At 71.0% G+C, this 20,167-nt stretch carries 17 protein-coding genes; 10 read left to right on the forward strand and 7 right to left on the reverse strand.

Going from position 1 to position 20,167, the window contains the following annotated elements:
* The first annotated feature begins 4 nt into the window (after positions 1-4).
* Entirely contained in the window at positions 5-523 is a 519-nt protein-coding gene (locus BLU81_RS02885) for an RNA polymerase sigma factor (protein ID WP_092541322.1), read from the forward strand.
* A complete protein-coding gene (locus tag BLU81_RS02890; RefSeq protein ID WP_092541324.1) occupies positions 520-1,500 on the forward strand; it encodes a CU044_5270 family protein in 981 nt (326 codons plus the stop codon). Before BLU81_RS02885 ends, BLU81_RS02890 begins: the two co-directional genes overlap by 4 nt.
* A gap of 75 nt (positions 1,501-1,575) precedes the next feature.
* On the opposite strand, the gene ctaD is transcribed toward BLU81_RS02890, so the two are convergent.
* Positions 1,576-3,333, reverse strand: a complete 1,758-nt coding sequence (gene ctaD / locus BLU81_RS02895; protein WP_092541326.1) for an aa3-type cytochrome oxidase subunit I — start codon at positions 3,331-3,333, stop codon at positions 1,576-1,578.
* Positions 3,334-3,458: 125 nt separating this feature from the next.
* Here ctaD and BLU81_RS02900 point away from each other — a divergent pair, with 125 nt between their 5' ends.
* Positions 3,459-3,713, forward strand: coding sequence for a DUF3040 domain-containing protein (locus tag BLU81_RS02900; protein ID WP_157751132.1), 255 nt, complete (start codon positions 3,459-3,461; stop codon positions 3,711-3,713).
* Here the strand turns inward: BLU81_RS02900 and BLU81_RS02905 are convergent.
* A complete protein-coding gene (locus BLU81_RS02905; protein WP_157751134.1) occupies positions 3,655-4,824 on the reverse strand; it encodes a helix-turn-helix domain-containing protein in 1,170 nt (389 codons plus the stop codon). The genes BLU81_RS02900 and BLU81_RS02905 overlap by 59 nt on opposite strands.
* An 89-nt stretch (positions 4,825-4,913) precedes the next feature.
* Between BLU81_RS02905 and BLU81_RS02910 the strand changes: the two genes are divergently transcribed.
* On the forward strand, positions 4,914-7,559 hold the full coding sequence (locus BLU81_RS02910; RefSeq protein WP_092541332.1) for an ATP-binding protein: 2,646 nt from the start codon (positions 4,914-4,916) through the stop codon (positions 7,557-7,559).
* Between the two features lie 5 nt (positions 7,560-7,564).
* On the opposite strand, the gene BLU81_RS02915 is transcribed toward BLU81_RS02910, so the two are convergent.
* From BLU81_RS02915 to BLU81_RS02925, 3 genes are all read right to left on the reverse strand, one after another.
* On the reverse strand, positions 7,565-8,356 hold the full coding sequence (locus tag BLU81_RS02915) for an alpha/beta hydrolase (protein ID WP_092541334.1): 792 nt from the start codon (positions 8,354-8,356) through the stop codon (positions 7,565-7,567).
* A 68-nt stretch (positions 8,357-8,424) separates the two neighbouring features.
* Positions 8,425-10,221, reverse strand: a complete 1,797-nt coding sequence (locus tag BLU81_RS02920; protein WP_092541336.1) for an ATP-binding protein — start codon at positions 10,219-10,221, stop codon at positions 8,425-8,427.
* A gap of 54 nt (positions 10,222-10,275) precedes the next feature.
* On the reverse strand, positions 10,276-11,745 hold the full coding sequence (locus BLU81_RS02925; RefSeq protein WP_092541338.1) for an MFS transporter: 1,470 nt from the start codon (positions 11,743-11,745) through the stop codon (positions 10,276-10,278).
* 138 nt (positions 11,746-11,883) lie between these two features.
* On the opposite strand from BLU81_RS02925, the gene BLU81_RS51380 reads away from it, so the two are divergent.
* From BLU81_RS51380 to pip, 3 genes are all read left to right on the forward strand, one after another.
* Positions 11,884-12,483: a TetR/AcrR family transcriptional regulator gene (locus BLU81_RS51380; RefSeq protein WP_269460980.1), complete on the forward strand. Its 600-nt coding sequence runs from the start codon at positions 11,884-11,886 to the stop codon at positions 12,481-12,483.
* Positions 12,484-12,601: 118 nt separating this feature from the next.
* A complete protein-coding gene (locus BLU81_RS02935) occupies positions 12,602-13,759 on the forward strand; it encodes an endonuclease (protein WP_231954076.1) in 1,158 nt (385 codons plus the stop codon).
* Positions 13,760-13,874: 115 nt separating this feature from the next.
* Positions 13,875-14,810, forward strand: a complete 936-nt coding sequence (gene pip / locus BLU81_RS02940; RefSeq protein WP_092541342.1) for a prolyl aminopeptidase — start codon at positions 13,875-13,877, stop codon at positions 14,808-14,810.
* Here the strand turns inward: pip and BLU81_RS02945 are convergent.
* Positions 14,737-16,512, reverse strand: a complete 1,776-nt coding sequence (locus BLU81_RS02945) for a HAMP domain-containing sensor histidine kinase (RefSeq protein ID WP_092541344.1) — start codon at positions 16,510-16,512, stop codon at positions 14,737-14,739. The two genes, pip and BLU81_RS02945, sit on opposite strands and share 74 nt — an antisense overlap.
* Positions 16,509-17,186: a response regulator transcription factor gene (locus BLU81_RS02950; RefSeq protein WP_092541346.1), complete on the reverse strand. Its 678-nt coding sequence runs from the start codon at positions 17,184-17,186 to the stop codon at positions 16,509-16,511. The genes BLU81_RS02945 and BLU81_RS02950 overlap by 4 nt, the downstream gene beginning before the upstream one ends.
* A gap of 101 nt (positions 17,187-17,287) precedes the next feature.
* Between BLU81_RS02950 and BLU81_RS02955 the strand changes: the two genes are divergently transcribed.
* The 3 genes from BLU81_RS02955 to BLU81_RS02965 are packed head-to-tail and all read left to right on the forward strand — an operon-like array spanning position 17,288 to position 20,162.
* A complete protein-coding gene (locus BLU81_RS02955) occupies positions 17,288-18,310 on the forward strand; it encodes an HlyD family efflux transporter periplasmic adaptor subunit (protein ID WP_092541348.1) in 1,023 nt (340 codons plus the stop codon).
* The gene (locus BLU81_RS02960; protein ID WP_092541350.1) at positions 18,307-18,987 is read left to right on the forward strand and encodes an ABC transporter ATP-binding protein; all 681 of its coding nucleotides are present in this window, start codon (positions 18,307-18,309) and stop codon (positions 18,985-18,987) included. The genes BLU81_RS02955 and BLU81_RS02960 overlap by 4 nt, the downstream gene beginning before the upstream one ends.
* Positions 18,984-20,162, forward strand: coding sequence for an ABC transporter permease (locus BLU81_RS02965; RefSeq protein ID WP_092541352.1), 1,179 nt, complete (start codon positions 18,984-18,986; stop codon positions 20,160-20,162). Before BLU81_RS02960 ends, BLU81_RS02965 begins: the two co-directional genes overlap by 4 nt.
* Positions 20,163-20,167: the final 5 nt, after the last annotated feature.

Genomic DNA, 20,167 nt, shown 5'->3' on the forward strand with positions numbered 1-20,167 from the left:
TTGCATGAACGTGGAGTGGTTCACCGGGCTCTTCGATGAGCATGCGCCGGGGCTGTGGCGGTTCCTGGCCCGTCAGGTGGACGCCGTGCAGGCCGAGGATCTGGTGGCGGAGACGTTTCTGACCGCGTGGACGGCTCGTGAGCAGTACCGGGCGGAACGGGGCAGCGGCCGGGCCTGGCTCTACGGCATCGCCGTCAACCTGTTGCGCCGGCATCACCGGGTGCAGGCCCAGCAGTCGCGGATGTCGTTGCGGCTGGTCGGGCGGTCCCGGTTCGACGAGGGGGCCGGGGAGAGGGAGCGGGTCGAGGAGCGTCTCGATGCCCGTACCAGAGTCGCTGGTCTTGCCTCTGCCATCGCGGCCCTCGCCGACGGTGACCGGGAGGTCCTCCTGTTGAACAGCCTCGCCGGGTTCGACACCCGGGAGATCGCCGCCGCCCTCGGTGTCCCGGAGGGCACCGTCCGGTCCCGGCTGCACCGGGTGCGGCGTGACCTGCGCGAAGCCGACCTGGAAGGAACGTCATGACCGACGACCTGGACGTGGCCATCAACGATCTCTATCCGGTGCCGGAGGGCGGGATCAAAAGCTTGCGGCGGGTACGGGCCCGCGTGGTCCCGCAACCACGCCGCCTCCTCCGGTGGCCGTATTCGGCAGCGGCGGCGGTGGTTCTGGCGGTGGCGGTGATCGTGGTCGTGGTGCGAGGTGGTGCCCCGGACGGCGCGATGGTCGAGGTGGCGCAGACGTTGAACACCGCCGCCGACGCCCAGATCCGCACGGTGGACGAGCCGGTGCCGGCCGGGAAGTACCGCTACATCGCCACGCACGCGATGGACACCGGTTGGGGTCCCGCGCCGACGCTGTTCGGCAGCCGGGTCGAGACCTGGGTGCCCGCCGACCCGTCGGGGGTGTGGTTCCGGCGGGTCGGCGACACCGGCGAACGCATCCCGCTGACGGGATCCACCGCGGCCGGCGGGCCGGGAGTCACCGACGAGCGACTGAGCGGACCGTGCGGGCGATTCCGGCCTGGCGAAGGCGACGGCGACATGTGCCTGAGCGAGGGCAGTTGGCAGGTACCCACCGCCGTGTTCATCGCCGGTCTTCCCCGTGACCCGGAGCATCTCTTCGACCGGTTGCGGAGCGACACCGACGGCCACGGTTCCGATGGGGACCAGGAGGTTCTCGTGTACGCGGCGGACGCCCTGCGCAGTGGTCTGCTTCCGGCCGATCTGCGGGCCGCGATCTACCGGGCGCTGACCCGGCTGTCCGCCCTGAAGATCACCGAGCGGGCCGCGACTCTCGACGGTCACACCGGAACGGCCTTGGGTGTCACGGGCGCCGGCCAGCGGCAGGAGATCGTCATCGACCCGGAGACGGGTGTCTTCATCGGCGAGCGGAAGCGGCTCAGCGAGGAGACGGAGGGGGTGAAGGCGGGCACGATGGTCGGTTCGAGCACGGTCATCTACGGCATCGCCGACGAGCCCTGGCAGCGGCCGGCGAACTGAGGGCGGCGAGCCCAGCCGGCAGCCGGGTTACTGAAACGGGCCGCCCCGGGAAGGGCGGCCCGTTGTCGGGAAGTGTCAGCGGTCGCGGTCGGTGGAGATGTCCTCGTGGTAGGTGGCGCCGCCGTCGGACTCCTTACGGAGCGGGCGGGCGCCGCCTTCGGGTGGGCCGGCCAGGGACTGTTCGCCGGCGGCCAGGTGTGGGAACTTGACGTCGAAGGCGGGCCGTTCGGAGCGGATCCGGGGCATGTGGTCGAAGTTGCGCAGCGGCGGCGGGGTGGTGGTGGCCCATTCCAGGGAGTTGCCGTAGCCCCACGGGTCGGGTTCGGAGGTGACCTTGCCGACCTTGTACGACTTCCACACGTTGTAGAGGAACGGCAGGGTGGCGAGGCCGAGGACGAACGAGCCGATGCTGGAGATGGTGTTCCACAGGGTGAAGCCGTCGCTGGGCAGGTAGTCGATGTAGCGGCGGGGCATGCCCTTGGCGCCGACCCAGTGCTGCACCAGGAAAGTGCCGTGGAAACCGATCATGGTGAGCCAGAAGTGCAGTTTGGCGAGTTTCTCGTCGAGCATCCGGCCGAACATCTTCGGGAACCAGAAGTAGATGCCGGCGAACACCGCGAACACGATCGTGCCGAAGAGCACGTAGTGGAAGTGCGCGATCACGAAGTACGAGTCGGAGACGTGGAAGTCGATCGGCGGGGCCGCGAGCAGCACGCCGGAGAGACCACCGAACAGGAACGTCACCATGAAGCCGACGGCCCACAGCATCGGGGATTCGAAGCTGATCTGGCCGCGCCACATGGTGCCGATCCAGACGAAGAACTTCATGCCGGTCGGTACGGCGATCATGAAGCTGAGGAAGCTGAAGAACGGCAGCAGCACCTGGCCGGTGACGAACAGGTGGTGGGCCCAGACACTCATCGACAGGGCACCGATCAGCAGGGTGGCCGCGACCAGGCCCTTGTAGCCGAACACCGGCTTGCGGCTGAACACCGGGACGACCTCGGTGATGATGCCGAAGAACGGGAGGGCGATGACGTACACCTCGGGGTGCCCGAAGAACCAGAACAGGTGCTGCCACAGCATCGGGCCGCCGGTCTCCACGTCGAAGACGTGCGCGCCCAGGACGCGGTCGGCGGCCAGGGCGAAGAGGGCGGCCGCCAGGAACGGGAAGATCAGGATCACCAGGAGGCTGGTGACCAGCATGTTCCAGGTGAGGATCGGCATCCGGAACATGGTCATGCCGGGGGCCCGCAGGGTCAGGATCGTGGTGATCAGGTTGACCGCGCCGAGGATCGAGCCGAGACCACCGATGGCCAGGCCGACCACCCAGGCGTTGCCGCCCATGCCGGGGGAGTGCAGGCTGTCGCTGAGCGGGGCGTAGGCGAACCAGCCGAAGTCGGCGGCACCGCCGGGCATGATGAAGCCGCTCATCGCGGTCAGTGTGCCGAACAGGTAGAGCCAGTAGGCGAACGCGTTGAGCCGTGGGAACGCGACGTCGGGTGCGCCGATCTGGATCGGCACGATGTAATTGGCGAACGCGAACACGATCGGGGTGGCGAAGAACAGCAGCATCGCCGTGCCGTGCATGGTGAAGAGCTGGTTGTACTGTTCGGGCGACAGGATCTGCATGCCCGGCCGGGCCAGTTCGGCGCGTAGGAGCAGGGCCATGATCCCACCGACGATGTAGAACGCGATCGACGTGATCAGGTACATGATCCCGATCTGTTTCGCGTCGGTGGTCCGCAGGATCCGGGTCAGGGCGGTGCCTTTCACCTGCCGCCGGACCGGATGGGGGCGGACCGGTACCGGCCTCGGTGCGGTGGTGGTCATGCGCTCAGCACCTCTGCTTCACATATGGAGAACTCCTGCTCACTCTCCGTTATAGGCTGCTAGCGCAGTAAATCGGGTCAGTTCAGCTTTTATCGTGAATTTCGGGTATGGAGGAGGTGTATCGCATGCTCGAGGAACGGGATCGCCGTGCCCTGGCCGACATCGAGCAGCGATTGGCCGTCGAGGACCCCGATTTCGTACGCCGGATGGATGGTGCCGTCCGACTCCCGCTGATCCCGGTGCTGTGCATGACGGTGTTCCTGACCCTGCCGTTCGTGGCACTGTTCCTGGGACCCGCCGCCGCCCTGATCACCGTGGACCTCACCGCCCTGCTGGTGATCCTGCTCCTGGCGGTCCGCCGGGCCCGCCGCCGGCGATGAACAGTCCGCCGGGTGCGCGGTCGGCGGTGAGCGGTGCGCCGGGCCCGCCGCCATTGGTCTCGCGGGCGGCGATGAGGGAGACGAGGGCGGATCCGGTGCGGAGGGCGTGACGTTCGGCGGGCGACGACGTGGCGTACGCCTCGGCGAGCACCCGCTCCACCGACAGATCCCCGGCGGTCAGCGTGGCCAGCCGCCGGTCCGCGTCGGCGAGCCGCACCGCCAGGTCGCCGATCGTCCAGCCGGGCCGGGTCACCAGGCGGTTCCCGGCGGCCCGCAGCGCCAGCGGCAGATGCTCACAGAAACCGGCCACCCGGTGCACGTCCGGATGATCGGCTGGAGCCCCGGTGATGGTGGCGAGCAGCCGGACCGCGTCGTGCGGCGGCAGTGGCCCGAGCGGAACCCGCCGAATCCCGCCGAGGCCCGGCAGCGCCCGGCGGCTGGTGATCACGACCGGGCATCCCACCTCTTGCAGCAGCGGCCCGACCTGCGTCTCCGCGGTGACGTCGTCGAGTACCAGCAGGTCACAGGGCATACCGATCCGGCGTACCCGGGCCAGCACGTCGCCCGCCGCCAGGTCCCGGCAGTCGATGAAACCCGGCCGCCCGCCGAGACGCCCGGCCGCGTGCACCGCGACGGCCGTCTTCCCGGCACCGGGCGGCCCGTGCACCACGGTCACCGCGCCCGGCCGATGCCCGCCAGACAACAGAGCCGGTCCGCCGGATGACAGGGCCGGTCCGCCGGACAACAGAGCCGGTCCACCGGACAGCGAGGCAAGCCCGGCGGGCGGCAGGGCAATCCCGCCGGACAGCAGGGCCAGCTCGTCGTGGCGGCCGGTGAAGTCGGGCAGGTCGCGGGGGAGGGCGCCGGCACCGGTGCCGCGCGTGCGGGCCGACCGGGCGGCGGCGGACAGTGCGGCCCGGCCGGTGGTGTCCAGGCCCAGGGCGCCGGCGAGAGCGTCTAGGGTGCGGGCCTGCGGAGCCGCGCTGAACCCGCGTTCCATGTCGCTGATCGCCCGTACGCTGACGCCCGATTTCACGGCCAGTTCGCGCTGGGTCATCCGGGCCTCGCGCCGATGACGGTGGAGCAGAGCGGCGAACTGTGCGGCGGTCACCAGGACAGCATTCCGGCGCGTCACCCGGCCTGGCTTGAGTCGAACGACTGGTTAACAGGTCTGCGGTAATCGCCTGGCAGGATGCACGGATGCGCGCGGGGGAGAAGCTGTTCGGCCGGGCCGGCGAAGTGGCGCGACTCGATCGGATCCTGGGCCGGGCCGCAGCGGCCCGGGGCAGTGCCCTGGTGATCCGGGGCGAGCCGGGGATCGGCAAGACCGCCCTGCTGGAGTGGGTGACCGACGCCGCCGGGCAGCGCGACATGCGAGTGCTGACGGCCGCCGGTGTGGAGAACGAGTCGCGACTGCCGTACGCCGCCCTGCATCAACTGCTCTATCCGCTGGCCGCCGTCAACCCGGTGCTGCACGCCGCCTTCGGCATCGCCGAGGGCCGTCCCGATCTGTACGCGGTGGCCCTCGCCGCCCTGGAAGTGCTCGCCGACGCGGCCGCCGTCCGCCCGATCGTGCTGGTCATCGACGACCTGCACTGGCTCGACTCGGCAAGCGCGGACGTGCTCGCGTTTGTCGGGCGGCGGGTCGGCAGCGACGCGATCCTCGCTGTCGGCGCCACCCGGACCGTTGCCGTCGACGATCCACAGCGTCGCTCCGGCATCCCGGAGTTGATGCTGGACCGGCTCACCGGCGCGGACTCGGCGGCCCTGCTGGACACGCACGCGCCACAACTGTCGCCGGCGGTACGGGACCGGTTCCTGGCCGAGGCGGCCGGCAATCCCCTGGCGCTGGTGGAGTTGCCGAGGAGCCCGGCACCGTCGGCCGGGGCGCCGACCGCCGCCCTGCCCCTGAACAGCCGGCTCGAAGCGACGTTCGCGGCTCGGGCGAGTGAGTTGGGCGTACCGGAAAGCGCCCTGCTGTTGATTCTGGCCGCGGATGCGGCGTGTGACGCCCGGCGCCTGCTCGCGGCGGCGACCGAGGCCGCCGGGGAACCGGTGACGTTGCGCGACGCTCAGCGGGCGATCGACACCGGGCTGATCGAGGCGGCCGGTAACGGGTTCCGGTTCCGGCATCCGCTGGTGCGGTCGGCGATCTACCAGCGGGCCCCGCTCGCCGCGCGCCTCGACGCTCACCGGTGCCTGGCCGCGCGGCTCACCGATTTCCCGGACCGGCGGCTGTGGCACCTGGCGTCGGCGACCCTCGGCCCGGACGCCGACCTCGCCGCCGACCTGGAACGGCACGCCGAACAGGCCCGGCAGCGTGGCGCGATCATGTCGGCGGTGGCCGCCCTGCACCGGGCCGCAGAACTGACCGAACGCCCGGAGCAGGCCACCGCGCTGGTGCTGCGGGCCGCCGAGCTGGCCAGTGAGATCGGGGCCCGGCACGAGGTGGAACGGCTGCTGGCGGCGACCGACCTGTCCGCACTGGGCCCGGCCGAGCGGGCCCGGCTCGCCAACGTGCACGAGGTGGTGCGGTTCCAGCGGTTCACCGATCCGGCCGGGCGGGTGCGGGAACTGACCGATTTCGCCGAGGCGGCCGGTAACCCCGAACTGCGTGTCCAACTGCTGTGGCGGGCCGCGTCACGCTGCTTCTTCCAGGCCACCGGACCGGACACGGCCGCCGCGCGGGCCCGGATCGCGGCTCTGGTGGACACCGACGACCCGATCGCCTTGGCGGTTCTCGCCTACACGGTGCCGGAGGAACGCGGCGCTGAGGTCCTGGAGCGGTTGCAGAAGGCGGCCGACGCCGGTGGCGGGCCGGACGTGCTGCGGTTCCTCGGCAGTGCGGCCCTGGTGCTCGGCGACTTCGCCCGCAGTTCGGCGTGGCTGGACTCGGCGGCCGCCGACGCCCGCGCGCAAGGCCGGATGGCGGTGCTGGCCCGGCTGCTGACCAGCGCCAACTGGGGGCGGCTGTGGCTGGGCGGCTGGGATCAGGCGAGCGCCGAACTGACCGAGTCGCGGGCGCTGGTCGAGGACACCGGCGAGGTGTTCTACGCGGTCGCGTCCCAGACCAGCACCGGCGCGGTGGCGGCCATGCGCGGTGACCTGGACGAGGCGGAGCGGCTGCTCGACGCGGTCGCCACCAGCCCGCTCGCCGCGGGGATGAGCTACATCCAGATCGCGCGGGTCCAGGCCCGCGGTCTGGTCCATCTCTTCCGGGGGGAGATTCCGGAGGCGTACGCCGTTCTGGCGCGCACGTTCGATCCGGTCTCGCCCACCTATCACCGGTACATGCGCTGGTGGCTGGTACCCGAGCTGTTGGACGCGGCCCTGGCTGCCCAGCGCGTCGACGAGGCCCGTGCCCTGATCAGCGGCATGCCCGACGTGCCGGCCACGATGATGGCGGTGGCCGCCGAATACGCGGCGGTGATCCTGGACGGCGCCCCGATCGGCGCGCGGACCGCGCAGTGGCCGCTGTACCGGGCCCGTCTGCAACTGCATCAGGGCCGCCTCGAACGCCGCCGCCACCGGATCGCCGAGGCCCGTGATCTGCTACGGGCGGCCCGGGACACCTTCGACACCCTCGGCGCGGTCCCGTGGGCCGAGATGGCCCGCGCCGAACTGCGGGCAGCCGGTGAACTCAGTGGCCGCCGGGTGTCGTCGGCCCGGGAGAACCTGTCGCCGCAGGAACTGCAGATCGCCACGCTGGCGGCGCAAGGTCTGACCAACCGGCAGATCGCCGAGCGGCTGTTCCTGTCACACCGCACGGTCGGCTCGCACCTCTACCGCGTCTACCCGAAACTGGGGGTGACCCGGCGATCCCAGCTCGCCGGGGCCCTCGCCTGACCGTTCTAGATGTGCCGCTGGGCCCATTCCAGGGCGTGGTCGGCGACCGCCTCCCAGCCGGGCTCACCGCAGGTCCAGTGTGACCGGTCCGGGAACTCGTGGTACTCGGTGATCGTGCCCGGTGCCTTGTAGTGGGCGGCGTTGGACTTGTTCACGGCCGGCGGCATGATGTGGTCCTTGCCGCCGCCGATGAACAGCAGCGGCGCCCGGTCGGCGTTGTGGTAGTCGACCCAGGTCTCCTGCTTACCCGGCTTGAAGTTGGCGATCAGTCCGTACGCCCAGATCCAGGACCCCGGTGCCGGGATCGCGTACCGGTCGTACACCGCGCGGGCCTCGTCCTCCGGCAGCGTGTTGGTGAACGCGTAGTGGAACTGCTCGGCGGTGAACCCGGCCGGCGCGTGCCGCGTCGACGGCTTGCCCAGGATCGGGAACAGCGACTTGAGCTGTGACGGCGGCGTGACCAGGATGCCCTCCGGTGGCGCCGAGTCGATCACCACACCGGCCGCGCCGTGCCCGCGGTCCAGCAGCAGCTGGGTGAGGGTGCCGCCGAACGAGTGACCGATGATGATCGGCTTCTCCGGCAGCGCGGTGATGACCTTCTCCAGGTGGGCGACCGTCTCCGGCACGGTCAGCTCGGCGATCACGGCCGGGTCGGCCCGCAGCGCCTCCACCTCCACCTCGAACCCCGGGTAGGCGGGGGCGATCACGGTGTGACCTTTGGCCTTCAGATAGGGGATCCACTGCTCCCAGCTGCGCGGGGTGACCCACAGGCCGTGGACCAGGACGATCGTGCTCATGTTTGTGCTCCTCGGTAGCCGCTGGGGTTCAGCCAAACAGCGGCCACCGGGCAACACCATGCAGAACGTCAGGCAGAACCGCCGAGCAGCTCGCTGGCCTCCCGCAACAGCTCCCGCGCGCGTTCGCTGTCGCCGGTGGCCGCGCACGCCCAGCCGAGCACCATCGCCGCCTGCCCCCGCAGCTGGGCGTCGTCGGCCAGGGGCCAGGCGGTCTCGGCGGCGTCCCGGCATTCGGCCCAGCGACCGGCGTCGCCCAGCGCCCGGGCGAGACGGATCGACACGGTGACCCGGGCGAGACGGCGTGAGCCGGGCGACAGTGGACGACGCTCCAGTTCGTCCAGCGCCCGGCGGTACTGCTCGACCGCCTCGCTGCTGCGGCCCCGGCTCTCGTGCAGGACGCCGAGGGTGACCATGGTGTCCACGTACCCGTCGTGGTCGCCGTACGCCTCGGTCGACACCAGCGACCAGTGGCACAGCCCGTCGGCCACCGCCGCCACCCGCTGATGGTCGCCGGCCTCCGCGGCCTCCCGCAACGCCGCCTGCCAGCCCGGCATCTCGCTGCGCAGCCAATCCCCGGCCTGCTGGGAGACGCTGCGCGCGGCCGCGATCGTGGTGTTCAGGTACCACCGGTGCAGCCGCTGCCGGACCGCCGCCCGCAGCTCGGCCGGTTCCTCGGCGCGCAGCCGGGTCCCGGCGAACAGCCGCAGCAGGTCGTGCAGCCGGTACCGGTCGAAGCCGTCCGGCCGGACCAGGCCCCGTTCGACCAGATCCTCCAGGATGTCCTCGGCATCATAGGGATCGCATTCGGCCGGCACCGCCAGGGTGGCCGCCGAGAACGAGCCGGGCACCAGATGCGCGATCCGCCGGAACAGCAGCCGGGACGGTTCCGGCAGCCGCCGGTACGACACCGCGAACGCGGTCTCCACCCCGACCCCGCCCGGTGTGAGAGCCGACAGCCGGCGGTCCGCGTCGGTGAGACGCTCGGCGAGGTGGGCCATCGAGCCGCCGGTCTGCCCGGCGATGCGCAGGGCCAGCGGCAGATGACCGCACAGGTCCGCGACCCGGGCCACCTGCTCGTCGGTTCCCGAGCCCGGCCCGGCCACCTCGCGCAGCAGCTGCGCGGACTCGGCCGGGTCGAACGGGTCCAGGGCGATCCGCAACACCGCCTCCAGGCCGCCGAGCGACTGGCGGCTGGTGACCAGGACGAGGCTGTGGCCGGTGGCGGGCAGCAGTGGCCGTACCTGCGCCTCGTCGGCCGCGTCGTCCAGGATGATCAGGCAGCGGCGCTGCCGCAGTGCGTCGCGCAGTTGCCCGGTCCGGTCCGCGGCGTCCGCGGCGATCTGCCGCGGGCTGACCGCCAGGGCCCGGAGCAGGGTGTTCTGCAGGTCGGCGACGGTGGCCGGCTCGCCGTCGGTGCCGCGCAGATCCAGGTGGAACCGGCCGTCCGGAAAGAGATCCGGATGGTGTTCGGCCAGCCGCAGCGCGAGGGCGCTCTTGCCCACTCCGGGTGGCCCGTGCACGACGGCGACCGGGGTGCGGCCCGCGGCGTGGGCGGCGATGCGGTCGATCGGTTCGCGGCGGCCGACGAAGAGACGGTCGGCGCGCGGCAGGTCGGCGGGCCGGCGCCGTCGCGCGGGCTGCGCCTCGCGGGCCTCCCGGGCTTGTTTCGCGAGGGCCGGCAGCGACGCGGCGTCCGGGTGGGCGAGGGCGGCGACGAGCGCGTCGACCGTACGGGGCCAGGGTGCCCGGCTCAGCCCGCGTTCCATGTCACTGACCGCCCGGACGCTCACTCCCGAGGACTCGGCCAGCCCTTCCAGGGTCAGTCCCGCCGCGATGCGCAGCTCCCGGAGCCGTTGACCGAACACCCGCTCACAGTAATGCCGGGCCCGTGATGATCACGGACCCGGCCACTGTGGATCTCAGGCGTTGCTGCGGTGCAGGACGTGGATCTCCTCCGGCTCGTCCGGGACGTCGGTGACGCCCGCCGAGACCGCCTGCTCGTGCCGCTTGTGCGCCGACGGCAGGGCCAGAGCGGCGAGGACCGCGAGGACGGCGACCCCGGCACACACCCAGAACCCGTAGGTGAACGCGTCGTCGGTGGGCATCCCCTGCGGGGTGGTGTGGGAGGTGATGACCGCCGCCACCACGGCCGTGCCGATGCTGCTGCCGATGGTCCGGGCGATCGCGTTGACGCCGGTCGCCTCACCGGTCTGGGTCGGCGGGACACTCTCGATGATGGCGTTGGACATCGCGGCGAACGCGAAGCCGATGCCCGCACCGGTCAGGATGCCGGACGTCAGGATCTGCCAGATCGCGCCGTGGCCGATGGCCGGCAGGGTGAACGCGGCGACCACCAGGACGGCGCCCATGAACATCGGCAGCTTCGGGCCGAACTTGCGGTTCAGCATGCCGGAGATCGGGCCGCACACCACCATCATGATCACGGTCGGGAGCAGGAACAGGCCGGCCTGCGAGACCGACTTGCCGAACCCGTACCCGGTCGCCTCAGGCAGTTGAAGCAGAGTCGGGATCAGCAGGAACGTGCCGAACATCGCGAAGCCGAGGATCAGCGCCACCAGGTCGGTGGCCCACACGCCGCGGATCCGCATCAGCTTCATGTCGATCAGTGGTTCCTTGACCCGCAGCTCGACCAGCACGAACACCACCAGGCCGACGACACCGAGGGCGATCAGGCCGATCGTCTCCGGGTCGCTCCAGCCCCAGGACTGGCCCTTGCTGATCGCCATCAGCAGCGACACCAGGGAGATGGACAGGATGGTCGCGCCGAGGACGTCCAGCTTGCCGGGGGTGCGGACCGGTGATTCCTTCATCCCGAAGATCGCGCCGAGCAGGGCGATCACCACCAGGACCAGCGGCAGCCAGAACAGCCAGTGCCAGGAGAGGTGCTCGACGATCGGGCCGGCCGCCACGATGCCGATGCCGGCGCCGATACCGAAGATGGCCGAGACCAGGCCGACCGTGGTGGCGACCCGCTCGCGGGGCAGCTCGTCGCGGATCATGCCGATCGACAGCGGCATCATCGCGCCGCCGGCGCCCTGCAGGATCCGGCCGATGATCAGCACCGGGAGGCTGGTGGCCAGCGCCGAGACGATCGCGCCGACGGCCAGGATCGACAGCACGATGATCAGGATCTTGCGCTTGCCGACCATGTCGCCGAGGCGGCCGAGGATCGGCGTCATGACCGAGGCCGACAGCAGGTAGGCGGTGACGATCCAGCTGACGTCGCTGGTCGACACGTTCAGTTCGCGCCCGATCGTGGAGAGTGCGGGCGAGACCAGCGACTGGAGCACCGCGAACGCCAGGCCGCCCAGTGCCAGGTAGAGCACCAGCAGGCTGCCGCCCCGGGTCTTTTCATTGGTAGCGGTCATGTCGTCCTCGACCCTAGAAGTAAACGATTGCTGACTTATTATGGTCCTCGGGCTCGGCAAGTAAACGGTTGTTTACGTCACACCGGATCGGGTGACTCGGTCGCTACCGTGGATCACCGCGTACGAGAGGATGGCCCGGTGAGCAACGACCCGCCCGTGAAGCGCCGCCGAGACGCCGCGCAGACCCGTCAAGACCTGATCGACGTCGCCCGGCACCGGTTCGCCCACGACGGCTACGCGGCCACCACCGTGCGCGACATCGCCGACCAGGCCGGTGTCAACGTGGCCCTGATCAGCCGCTATTTCGCCTCCAAGGAGGGGCTGTTCGAGGCCTGTCTGACCAGCGCCGTCACCGACGTGCGTAAGAACGCCGAGGATCAGGCGGCCGGTGCGGAGGGCTTCGCGGCACGACTGGCGGGCCATCTCACCGACCCGGCCGGCGACGACCGGCTGCGCACCGGCCTGCTCCTGCTGATCCGCACCTCCGGGGACGAGCGGGTCGAGGAGTTGCGCAGTTCCTTTCTGCGGATGGTGAGCGAGAAACTGCTGGCCGGCGCGGGACATCCGATCACCGATGAGGTCGGCGTGCTGCGCGCTCAGATGTTGCTCGCGGCGATCCTCGGCCTCGTCCTGCTGCGCTCCACCACCGGGATGAAGCCGCTGAACTCGGCCTCCGCCGACGAGCTGCAGGGACCGATCGCCGACCTGGTGGCCGCGTTGCTGAACCCGCGCGTATGACCGAAATGGTATGACCCTCGCGGGACCCGGTGGCCCACACTGAAACCTGTCTATACAGGCAGGCGAACGGAGCCCCCCCATGCCCGGTCCCACCCGACGTCATCGGCGAATCGTCGCCTTGACCATACCCCCGCTTGTCGGCCTGCTGGCCGGATTCATCGCCGTCCTCACCACGCCGACGGCGGCCTCGGCGGCATCCCTCACGGTCGCGCAGGCGATCAGTAATCAGACCGGTTCCAGCGGCACCGTCACCGGTTACATCGTCGGTGAGCCGACCGCCGCCAGCACCGTCAAGTTCAGCAGCTTCACCGGCGACACCGCCCTCGCCATCGCCGACAGCGCGTCCACGACCGCCACCGGCAGCATGCTGTACGTCCAGATCACCAGCTCCTACCGATCGTCGTTCGGGCTGCTCACCAACCCGTCGCTGATCGGCAAACAGCTGACCGTGACCGGGACGCTCACGCCGTACTTCACGCCGCACGCGGGCCTCAAGTCGCCGACCGCCATGACTCTCGGGGCCGGATCGACCACCAGCCCCACCGCGACGTCCACGGCCACCGCGACCCCGACCGCGTCCAGCACCACGGACACGTACTACGCCAACGCGATCGGCAAGACCGGCTCCAGCCTGAAGTCGTCGCTGCACACCATCATCTCCACCGGCGTGACCAAGCTGTCGTACGACGGTGTATGGGAAGCCCTCAAGGTCACCGACCAGGACCCGTCGAACTCGTCGAACGTGCGGCTGTTCTACTCCAACATCAGCCGCTCCAAGACCCTCAACGGCGGCGACAGCGGCGACTGGAACCGGGAACACGTGTGGGCGCAGTCGCACGGCGACTTCGGCACCACCGCCGGCCCCGGCACCGACCTGCACCACCTGCGTCCCGAAGACGTCGCGGTCAACGCCCTGCGCGGCAACCTCGACTTCGACAACGGCGGCAGCGCGGCCTCCGGCGCCTCCGGCAACTACTACGACTCCGACTCGTGGGAACCCCGCACGGCGGTCAAGGGCGACGTCGCCCGGATGCTGTTCTACATGGCGGTCCGCTACTCCGGTGACGACGCGTTCGCCGACCTCGAGGTCAACAACGTGACCGGCAACGGCAGCGTCCCCTACATGGGCAAGCTGTCCACCCTGATCGCCTGGCACAACGCCGACCCGCCGGACACCGCCGAGAAGGCCCGTAACCAGACGATCTACGCCAGCTACCAGAAGAACCGCAACCCGTTCATCGACCACCCCGAGTGGGTCGCCTCAGTCTTCGGCTGACCTCTCCCGGAACACGCGGCCACCGCCTACCCCCCAAGGCGGTGGCCGCGCCTTTTCCGGCCGACGGCAGGCCCGGAACGCAGGCACGGCCGGCGGCGCTGACTAGGCTCGGGGCGTGGCTGATCGGGTGAACGACCGGGGGTTTCTCGACGTCGGGGATGGGCATCGGGTCTACTGGGAGGACTGGGGGAACCCGGCGGGGATTCCCGTCATCGTTCTGCACGGTGGGCCGGGGGCCGGTTTCAGCAACTCGCACAAGGCGCTGTTCGACCCGGAGCGGCATCATGTGGTCTTCCACGATCAGCGTGGGTGCGGGCGGAGCACCCCCTTCGGCGAGCTTCGGCACAACACCACCGCGGACCTGATCGGGGACGTCGAGGCGCTGCGGCGGCACTTCGGCTGGGCGGACGCCCACGTGGCCGGTGGTTCGTGGGGGTCGACGCTGGGGCTGCTGTACGCGCTGGCGCATCCCGGGCGGGTGCGCAGTCTGCTGCTCTGGAGCATCTATCTCGCGCGGAAGTTCGACGACTACTGGGTGATGGACGGGCCGCCGCGGTTCTTTCTGCCGGCCGAATGGGAGCGGTTCATCAGTCTGGTGCCCGAGCGGCACCGGGGCGATTCGGCGGCGATCATGAGGTATTACGCCGACCGGATCAACGACGAGGACCAGACGATCGCCCGGCGGTACGCGATGGAGTGGACGCTCTGGGAGGCGGCCCTGACGTCGCTGATCTACGACCCGGCCCGCAACGAGCGGCAGGCTTCGGCCGATCCGGGCGTCGTCGCCGTCGCGCGTATCGAGGCGCACTACTTCACGCAGGGCTGTTTCCTTCCGGAGAACCACCTCCTCGCCGAGGTGCACGCCCTGTCGAAGCTGCCCTGCACCGTGGTACAGGGCAGATTCGACATGTGCACGCCGCCGGTGGCCGCGCACGAGCTGGCCCGGGCGTACGGCGCCGGGCTGGATCTTCAATGGGTCAACGCCGGTCATCTGCGCACCGACCCGGAGATGTTCTCCGCGCTCCGCCGGGCCGTGCACGCGCTCCGCTGATCCGCACGGCGAAGGTGCTGCCCACGCCCGGTTCGCTGGTGACGGTGACGTCGCCGTCGTGGGCCTGGGCCAGCCGGCGGGCGATCGACAGGCCGAGGCCGCTGCCGCCGGTGGCGCGGGCACGGGCCCGGTCGGCACGCCAGAACCGGTCGAAGACGTGCGACAGGTCAGCCGCGGCGATGCCCTCGCCGGTGTCCGTGACGGTGACCACCAGATCGCCGCCGGTCACACCGGCACGCACGTCGACCCGGCCGCCGTCCGGGGTGTGCCGGAGCGCGTTGGTCAGCAGGTTGCCGATGATCTGCCGGAACCGGACCGGGTCGACGCCGGCCACCGGGTCGCCGTCGACGGTCAGGGTGACGGGTACGCCGGGCCGGCGATGGGCGTCACACACCTGCGCGAGGAGATCGCCGACGGCGTGCCCGGCCCGGTTCAGGGTCAGGGTGCCGTTGTCGGCGTCGGCCAGATCGGACAGGTCGTCGACGATGTGCTGGAGCAGCCCGGCCTCCTCCAGCAACAGGCGGAGCAGGTCCTGGTCCAGGTCGGCGAGGCCGTCCTGCCCGGCGGTCAGCCAGTTGCGGATGTTGGTGAGCGGGCTGCGCAGTTCGTGGGCGATGTCGTCGACCATGGTGCGCCGCAGGCGTTCGCTGTGTTCGCTGCGGGCGGCCAGATCGTTGAAGGCGCCGGCGAGGCGGCCGATCTCGTCGTTGCCGGTGATCGCCACCGGGACCGGGCGGTCGGTCGAGCCGTCGGCGGCCGCGGTCAGCGTGCGCAGCGGCCGGATCAGGCGCATCCCGACCAGCAGGGTCGCGGCGATCGCGGTGCACAGCACGAACACGGTGACTCCGGCGATCCGCGCGGTGCTGCCGGGGGAGAGGTCGAACGGCGACACCGGTGGCCGGGCGGGGCTGCTGAGGTAGAGGCGGGCCGGTGCGGCGACGAACGGGCGCAGCTGTTCCCGCCGTCCCCAGTCCACACAGTTCTGCACGTCCCGGCTGTTGGCGATGCTCGTCGGGTCGCGGAAGTACCAGGTGAAGTCGGCGTCGTAGAACTGGATCTCCACCAGGTGCAGCGCTTTCAGGCATCCGTTGACCCGCTGGTGCAGTTGGTCCAGGGCGGCGCGTTCGGTGCGGGTCGGCACCTCCTCGCGGAACCGGCAGTCCCGTTGAGCCCGCACCTTCCCGACGGTCATCCGGACCTCCGAGCGCCCCGACGGTCTGCGCTCCAGCGTCGCGCCGATGCCCTGAGCCCGCAGACAGGCCAGGCGGTTCTCGGCGAGGGCGCGCTGCGCGGCACGTTCCTTCTCGGAAAGCCGGTACGGGCCGACCGCGCGCGGATCGATCGGGTCGCCGATCGGGTCCAGCACCGCGTCCGGCCGGTCGGGCAGCGGGGTGCCCGGATGGCTGGCGGCGATCAGCGTGCCGTCCCCGGTGGTGAGGGTGATCCGCCGGCCGGTACCGGCGGCCAGGTCGCGCAGCACCGGTTCCACACCGGACCAGCCGGGGTGGGTGGCGGCGTGCCCGAGCAGGGTGTCATGGATCCGGAAGTCACCGGCGAGGGTCTGACCGTGTTCCTGCCGCACGGCACGGGTGGCGGTCTTCGCGGCCAGCCACGCCGCCGCGCCGACGGCCAGGACCACGATCAAGATCGAGGTGCCGAGCAGCCGTACGATCAGACTGCGGTGCGCCGGGACACGGCTCATCCGAGCGCGCCGTCTACCAGCTTGTACCCGACCCCGTGCACCGTCACCAGGAAGCCCGGGTCCAGCTTGCGCCGCAGGTTGCTCACGTGCATGTCGATGCCCCGGTCGGTGGCGTTGCGGTCCAGCCCGCTGATGCGCTCGACGAGCTGACGGCGGCTGAACACCCGGCCCGGTTCGGCGGCGAGCACGGCCAGGATCGCGAACTCGCCCCGCGTACAGGAAATCGTGGTGTCGTTGATCTTGACGGTGTGACCGGCGGTGTCGACGGTGAGCGCACCCACCCGCAGCCCGGTCTCGGCGGGCGGCCTGGCCGCGGCCCGGCGCAGCAGCGATCGCACCCGGGCGACCAGTTCACGCGGATCGTAGGGTTTGGTCAGGTAGTCGTCCGCGCCCAGCTCCAGCCCCTGCACCCGGTCGTCGGCACTCGACCGGGCGGTGAGCATCAGGATCGGCAGATCGTGATCGACCCGCAGCACCCGGCACACGTCCCGGCCGTCGATCTCCGGCATCAGCACGTCGAGGACCAGCAGGTCCGGCATCCGCTGCCGGACCGCGGTGATCGCGGCCCGGCCGTCGGTGACCACCACCGGATCCCAGCCGGCCGCCTGCAGATAACGACGGACGATCTCGGCCTGCCGGGGATCGTCCTCGGCGATCAGGATTCGCTCGGGCACCGCACGACTGTAGGTCGCCCGGTCACGCCGATCCCGGAATCTGACAGTCCCTCGACAATTCGCTGACCGGTCGGCGACGATCCGTCGGCAGGGTAGGGCTCATGGGACGACAGTGGATACTCGTCGCCGCGATGACGCTGGCGCTGGCCGGCTGTTCCGCGTCCGACGGCACACCGGTGCAGGTCACGCCCTCGGTGGCGACAGCGGAGGTCGAACGCACCGACCTGTCGACCGCCCGGATCATGCCGGGCACGCTCGGGTACGGCATGTCCCGGACCATCCGGGCCTCCGCCGGGACGGTGACGTGGCTGCCGAAGACCGGGGCGACGATGCGCCGCGGCCAGCCGTTGTACCGCAACGACGACAAACCGGTACTCGTCATGTACGGCACGACACCGTTGTTCCGCCCGATCGAAGGTGCCGGCCTGACCGGCCGTGACGTCCGGGTGGTCGTGGACAACCTGCGCGCTCTCGGCTATCAGGTGGGTGATCAGCCGGGCCGGATCCGGCCCGGCGACGCGGTCCTGACCACAGCGGTGGTCGAGGCGGTCAAACGGTGGCAGCTCGACACCGGCTGCCCGGTGACCGGCGTGGTCACCCCGGCCGACGTGGTGGTGCTGCCCGGGGCGGTCCGGGTCGGCCAGGTCACCGCCCAGCTCGGCGAACCGGCGGCGGACGGCGTCCTGATCGTCACCGGCCGGCGCAAGGCGATCACTGTTCCGGTCCGGGCCGACGACCTGGGTTCGATCAAGGCGGGAGCCGCGGTACAGGTGGAACTGCCCAGCGGCGGCACCGTGCCCGGCACGGTCAGCGGCGTCGACCGGGACGTCACCGCACCGGAGGGCGAGGTGCCCGCCGTCGACGTGACCGTGACCATCAAGAACACCAAGGCGGTCCGGGCCCTGGACTCGGCCCCGGTGCAGGTGTCGTTCACCGGCGAGGTCCGGGCGGGTGTGCTCGCGGTTCCGGTCGCGGCACTGCTCGCGCTGCGGGAGGGCGGTCACGCCGTACAGATCGCCGGTGGGCCGCTGGTCGCGGTGGAGACCGGCATGTTCGCCATGGGCCTGGTCGAGATCAGCGGCGACGGCCTGACCGAGGGCGTCCGGGTGGTGACCGCGTCATGACGGCTCCCGTTCTGGCCGTCCGAGAGGCGAGCATGGTGTACGGCGGAACCGTGACCGCCCTCGACCGGGTCACGCTGACCGTGCACGCCGGTGAACTGCTCGCCATCGTGGGCGCCTCCGGCTCCGGCAAGTCCACCCTGCTCAACCTGATGGGCACCCTGGACCGGCCGACCAGTGGCACAGTGATCGTGCGGGGCCACGACGTCCGTACCCTCTCCGATCGCGGGTTGTCCGCTCTTCGCGGGCGCAGCCTGGGCTTCGTCTTCCAGCAGTTCCACCTCACCGACGGTTTCACCGCGACCGAGAACGTGTCCACCGGCCTGCTCTACGCGGGAGTGCCCCGGCGCCGGCGGCGTGCCGTCGCCCGGGAGGCACTCGACCGGGTCGGCCTCGGTCACCGGCTGGAACACCGCCCGGATCAGCTGTCCGGCGGCGAACGGCAGCGGGTGGCGATCGCCCGCGCGCTGGCCACCGGCCCGGCCCTGGTGCTGGCCGACGAACCGACCGGGGCGCTGGACACCGTGACCGGCCGGACCGTGCTCGACCTGCTGATCCGGCTCAACACCGAAGGCACCACGATCGTGGTGATCACCCATGACCGGGACATCGCCGCGGCCCTGCCCCGGCGCGTCGAACTGCGTGACGGCCGGGTCGTCGCCGATGTGCGGCAGCCGTGAAAGCCGTCCGGTTGTCGCTGCTCGACCTGCTCTCCCTCGGGCTGGTCGGCCTGCGGGTCCGCCGGGCGCGGGCCGTCCTGTCCGCCCTCGGCATCGCGATCGGCATCGCCACCACAGTCGTGGTGATGGGCATCCCCGCCTCCAGCGAACAGGCCCTGATGCGGGAACTGGAGCGGCTCGGCACCGACCTGTTGCAGGCCAGTTCGTTACCGGACCAGGACCCGCCGGTCGCCCTCGATTCGCACGCCGCCGAGATGGCCCGGCGGATCGGCCCGGTCACCGGTGCCGCCGCGATGGCCAACACCCGGGCCACCATCGCCCGCAACGAGCGGACCGACAACTCGGCGGCCACCACGGTACTCGCCACCCAGCCGGGCATTCTGGAGCTGCTCGGCGGCACGGTCCGGACCGGCCGCTGGTTCGACGTCACCACGGAGACCTTCCCCGCGGTGGTGCTCGGTGCCGAGGCCGCCGAACGCCTCGGCGTCGTCGACACCGCCGGCGGCCCGCAGATCTACATCGGCCGGCGTTGGTTCACCGTCACCGGAGTCCTCGCCCCGATCCCGCTGGCCCCCGAGATCGACCGCTCGGCCCTGGTCGGCTGGCCGGCCGCCGAACGGGAACTGGGTTTCGACGGGCTGCCGACCGTGCTGTACGTGCGCGGTCACGACGCGGCCGTCGAAACCGTCCGCGAGGTGCTGCCGGCCACCGTGCTGCCCAGCCGGCCCGGCATGGTCCGGGTCACCCGGCCGTCAGACGCGCTCGCCGCCAAACGCGCGTCCGAGAACACCTTCAGCGCCCTGTTCCTCGGCATGGCCGGGGTGGCTCTGCTGGTCGGCGCCGTCGGCGTCGCCAACACCATGGTCATCTCGGTGCTGGAACGCCGCCGCGAGATCGGCCTGCGTCGGGCCCTCGGCGCCCACCGCGGTCAGATCCGCGCCCAGTTCCTCACCGAGTCCGCCGTCCTGTCGCTGTTCGGAGGACTCACCGGAACCCTGATCGGCGTGGCCGTGACGGTCGGTTACGCCCTGCACCAGAACTGGCCGCCGGTCATCCCACCGGCCGCTCTCGGCGCCGGCACCGGCGGTGCCCTGCTCATCGGCATGCTCGCCGGCGTCTACCCGTCGATGCGGGCCGCGCGCCTGACCCCCACCGAGGCTCTCGCCTCCTCCTGAAAGGA

The sequence above is a fragment of the Actinoplanes derwentensis genome (assembly GCF_900104725.1).
Lineage (GTDB): Bacteria > Actinomycetota > Actinomycetes > Mycobacteriales > Micromonosporaceae > Actinoplanes > Actinoplanes derwentensis.

Excerpts from the sequence above, each read along its gene's own strand:
- BLU81_RS02885 (WP_092541322.1), top strand. The coding sequence starts at position 5 with ATGAACGTGGAGTGGTTCACCGGGCTCTTCGATGAGCATGCGCCGGGG.
- BLU81_RS02890 (WP_092541324.1), top strand. The coding sequence starts at position 520 with ATGACCGACGACCTGGACGTGGCCATCAACGATCTCTATCCGGTGCCG.
- ctaD (WP_092541326.1), bottom strand. The coding sequence starts at position 3,333 with ATGACCACCACCGCACCGAGGCCGGTACCGGTCCGCCCCCATCCGGTC.
- BLU81_RS02900 (WP_157751132.1), top strand. The coding sequence starts at position 3,459 with ATGCTCGAGGAACGGGATCGCCGTGCCCTGGCCGACATCGAGCAGCGA.
- BLU81_RS02910 (WP_092541332.1), top strand. The coding sequence starts at position 4,914 with ATGCGCGCGGGGGAGAAGCTGTTCGGCCGGGCCGGCGAAGTGGCGCGA.
- BLU81_RS02915 (WP_092541334.1), bottom strand. The coding sequence starts at position 8,356 with ATGAGCACGATCGTCCTGGTCCACGGCCTGTGGGTCACCCCGCGCAGC.
- BLU81_RS02925 (WP_092541338.1), bottom strand. The coding sequence starts at position 11,745 with ATGACCGCTACCAATGAAAAGACCCGGGGCGGCAGCCTGCTGGTGCTC.
- BLU81_RS02945 (WP_092541344.1), bottom strand. The coding sequence starts at position 16,512 with ATGAGCCGTGTCCCGGCGCACCGCAGTCTGATCGTACGGCTGCTCGGC.
- BLU81_RS02955 (WP_092541348.1), top strand. The coding sequence starts at position 17,288 with ATGGGACGACAGTGGATACTCGTCGCCGCGATGACGCTGGCGCTGGCC.
- BLU81_RS02960 (WP_092541350.1), top strand. The coding sequence starts at position 18,307 with ATGACGGCTCCCGTTCTGGCCGTCCGAGAGGCGAGCATGGTGTACGGC.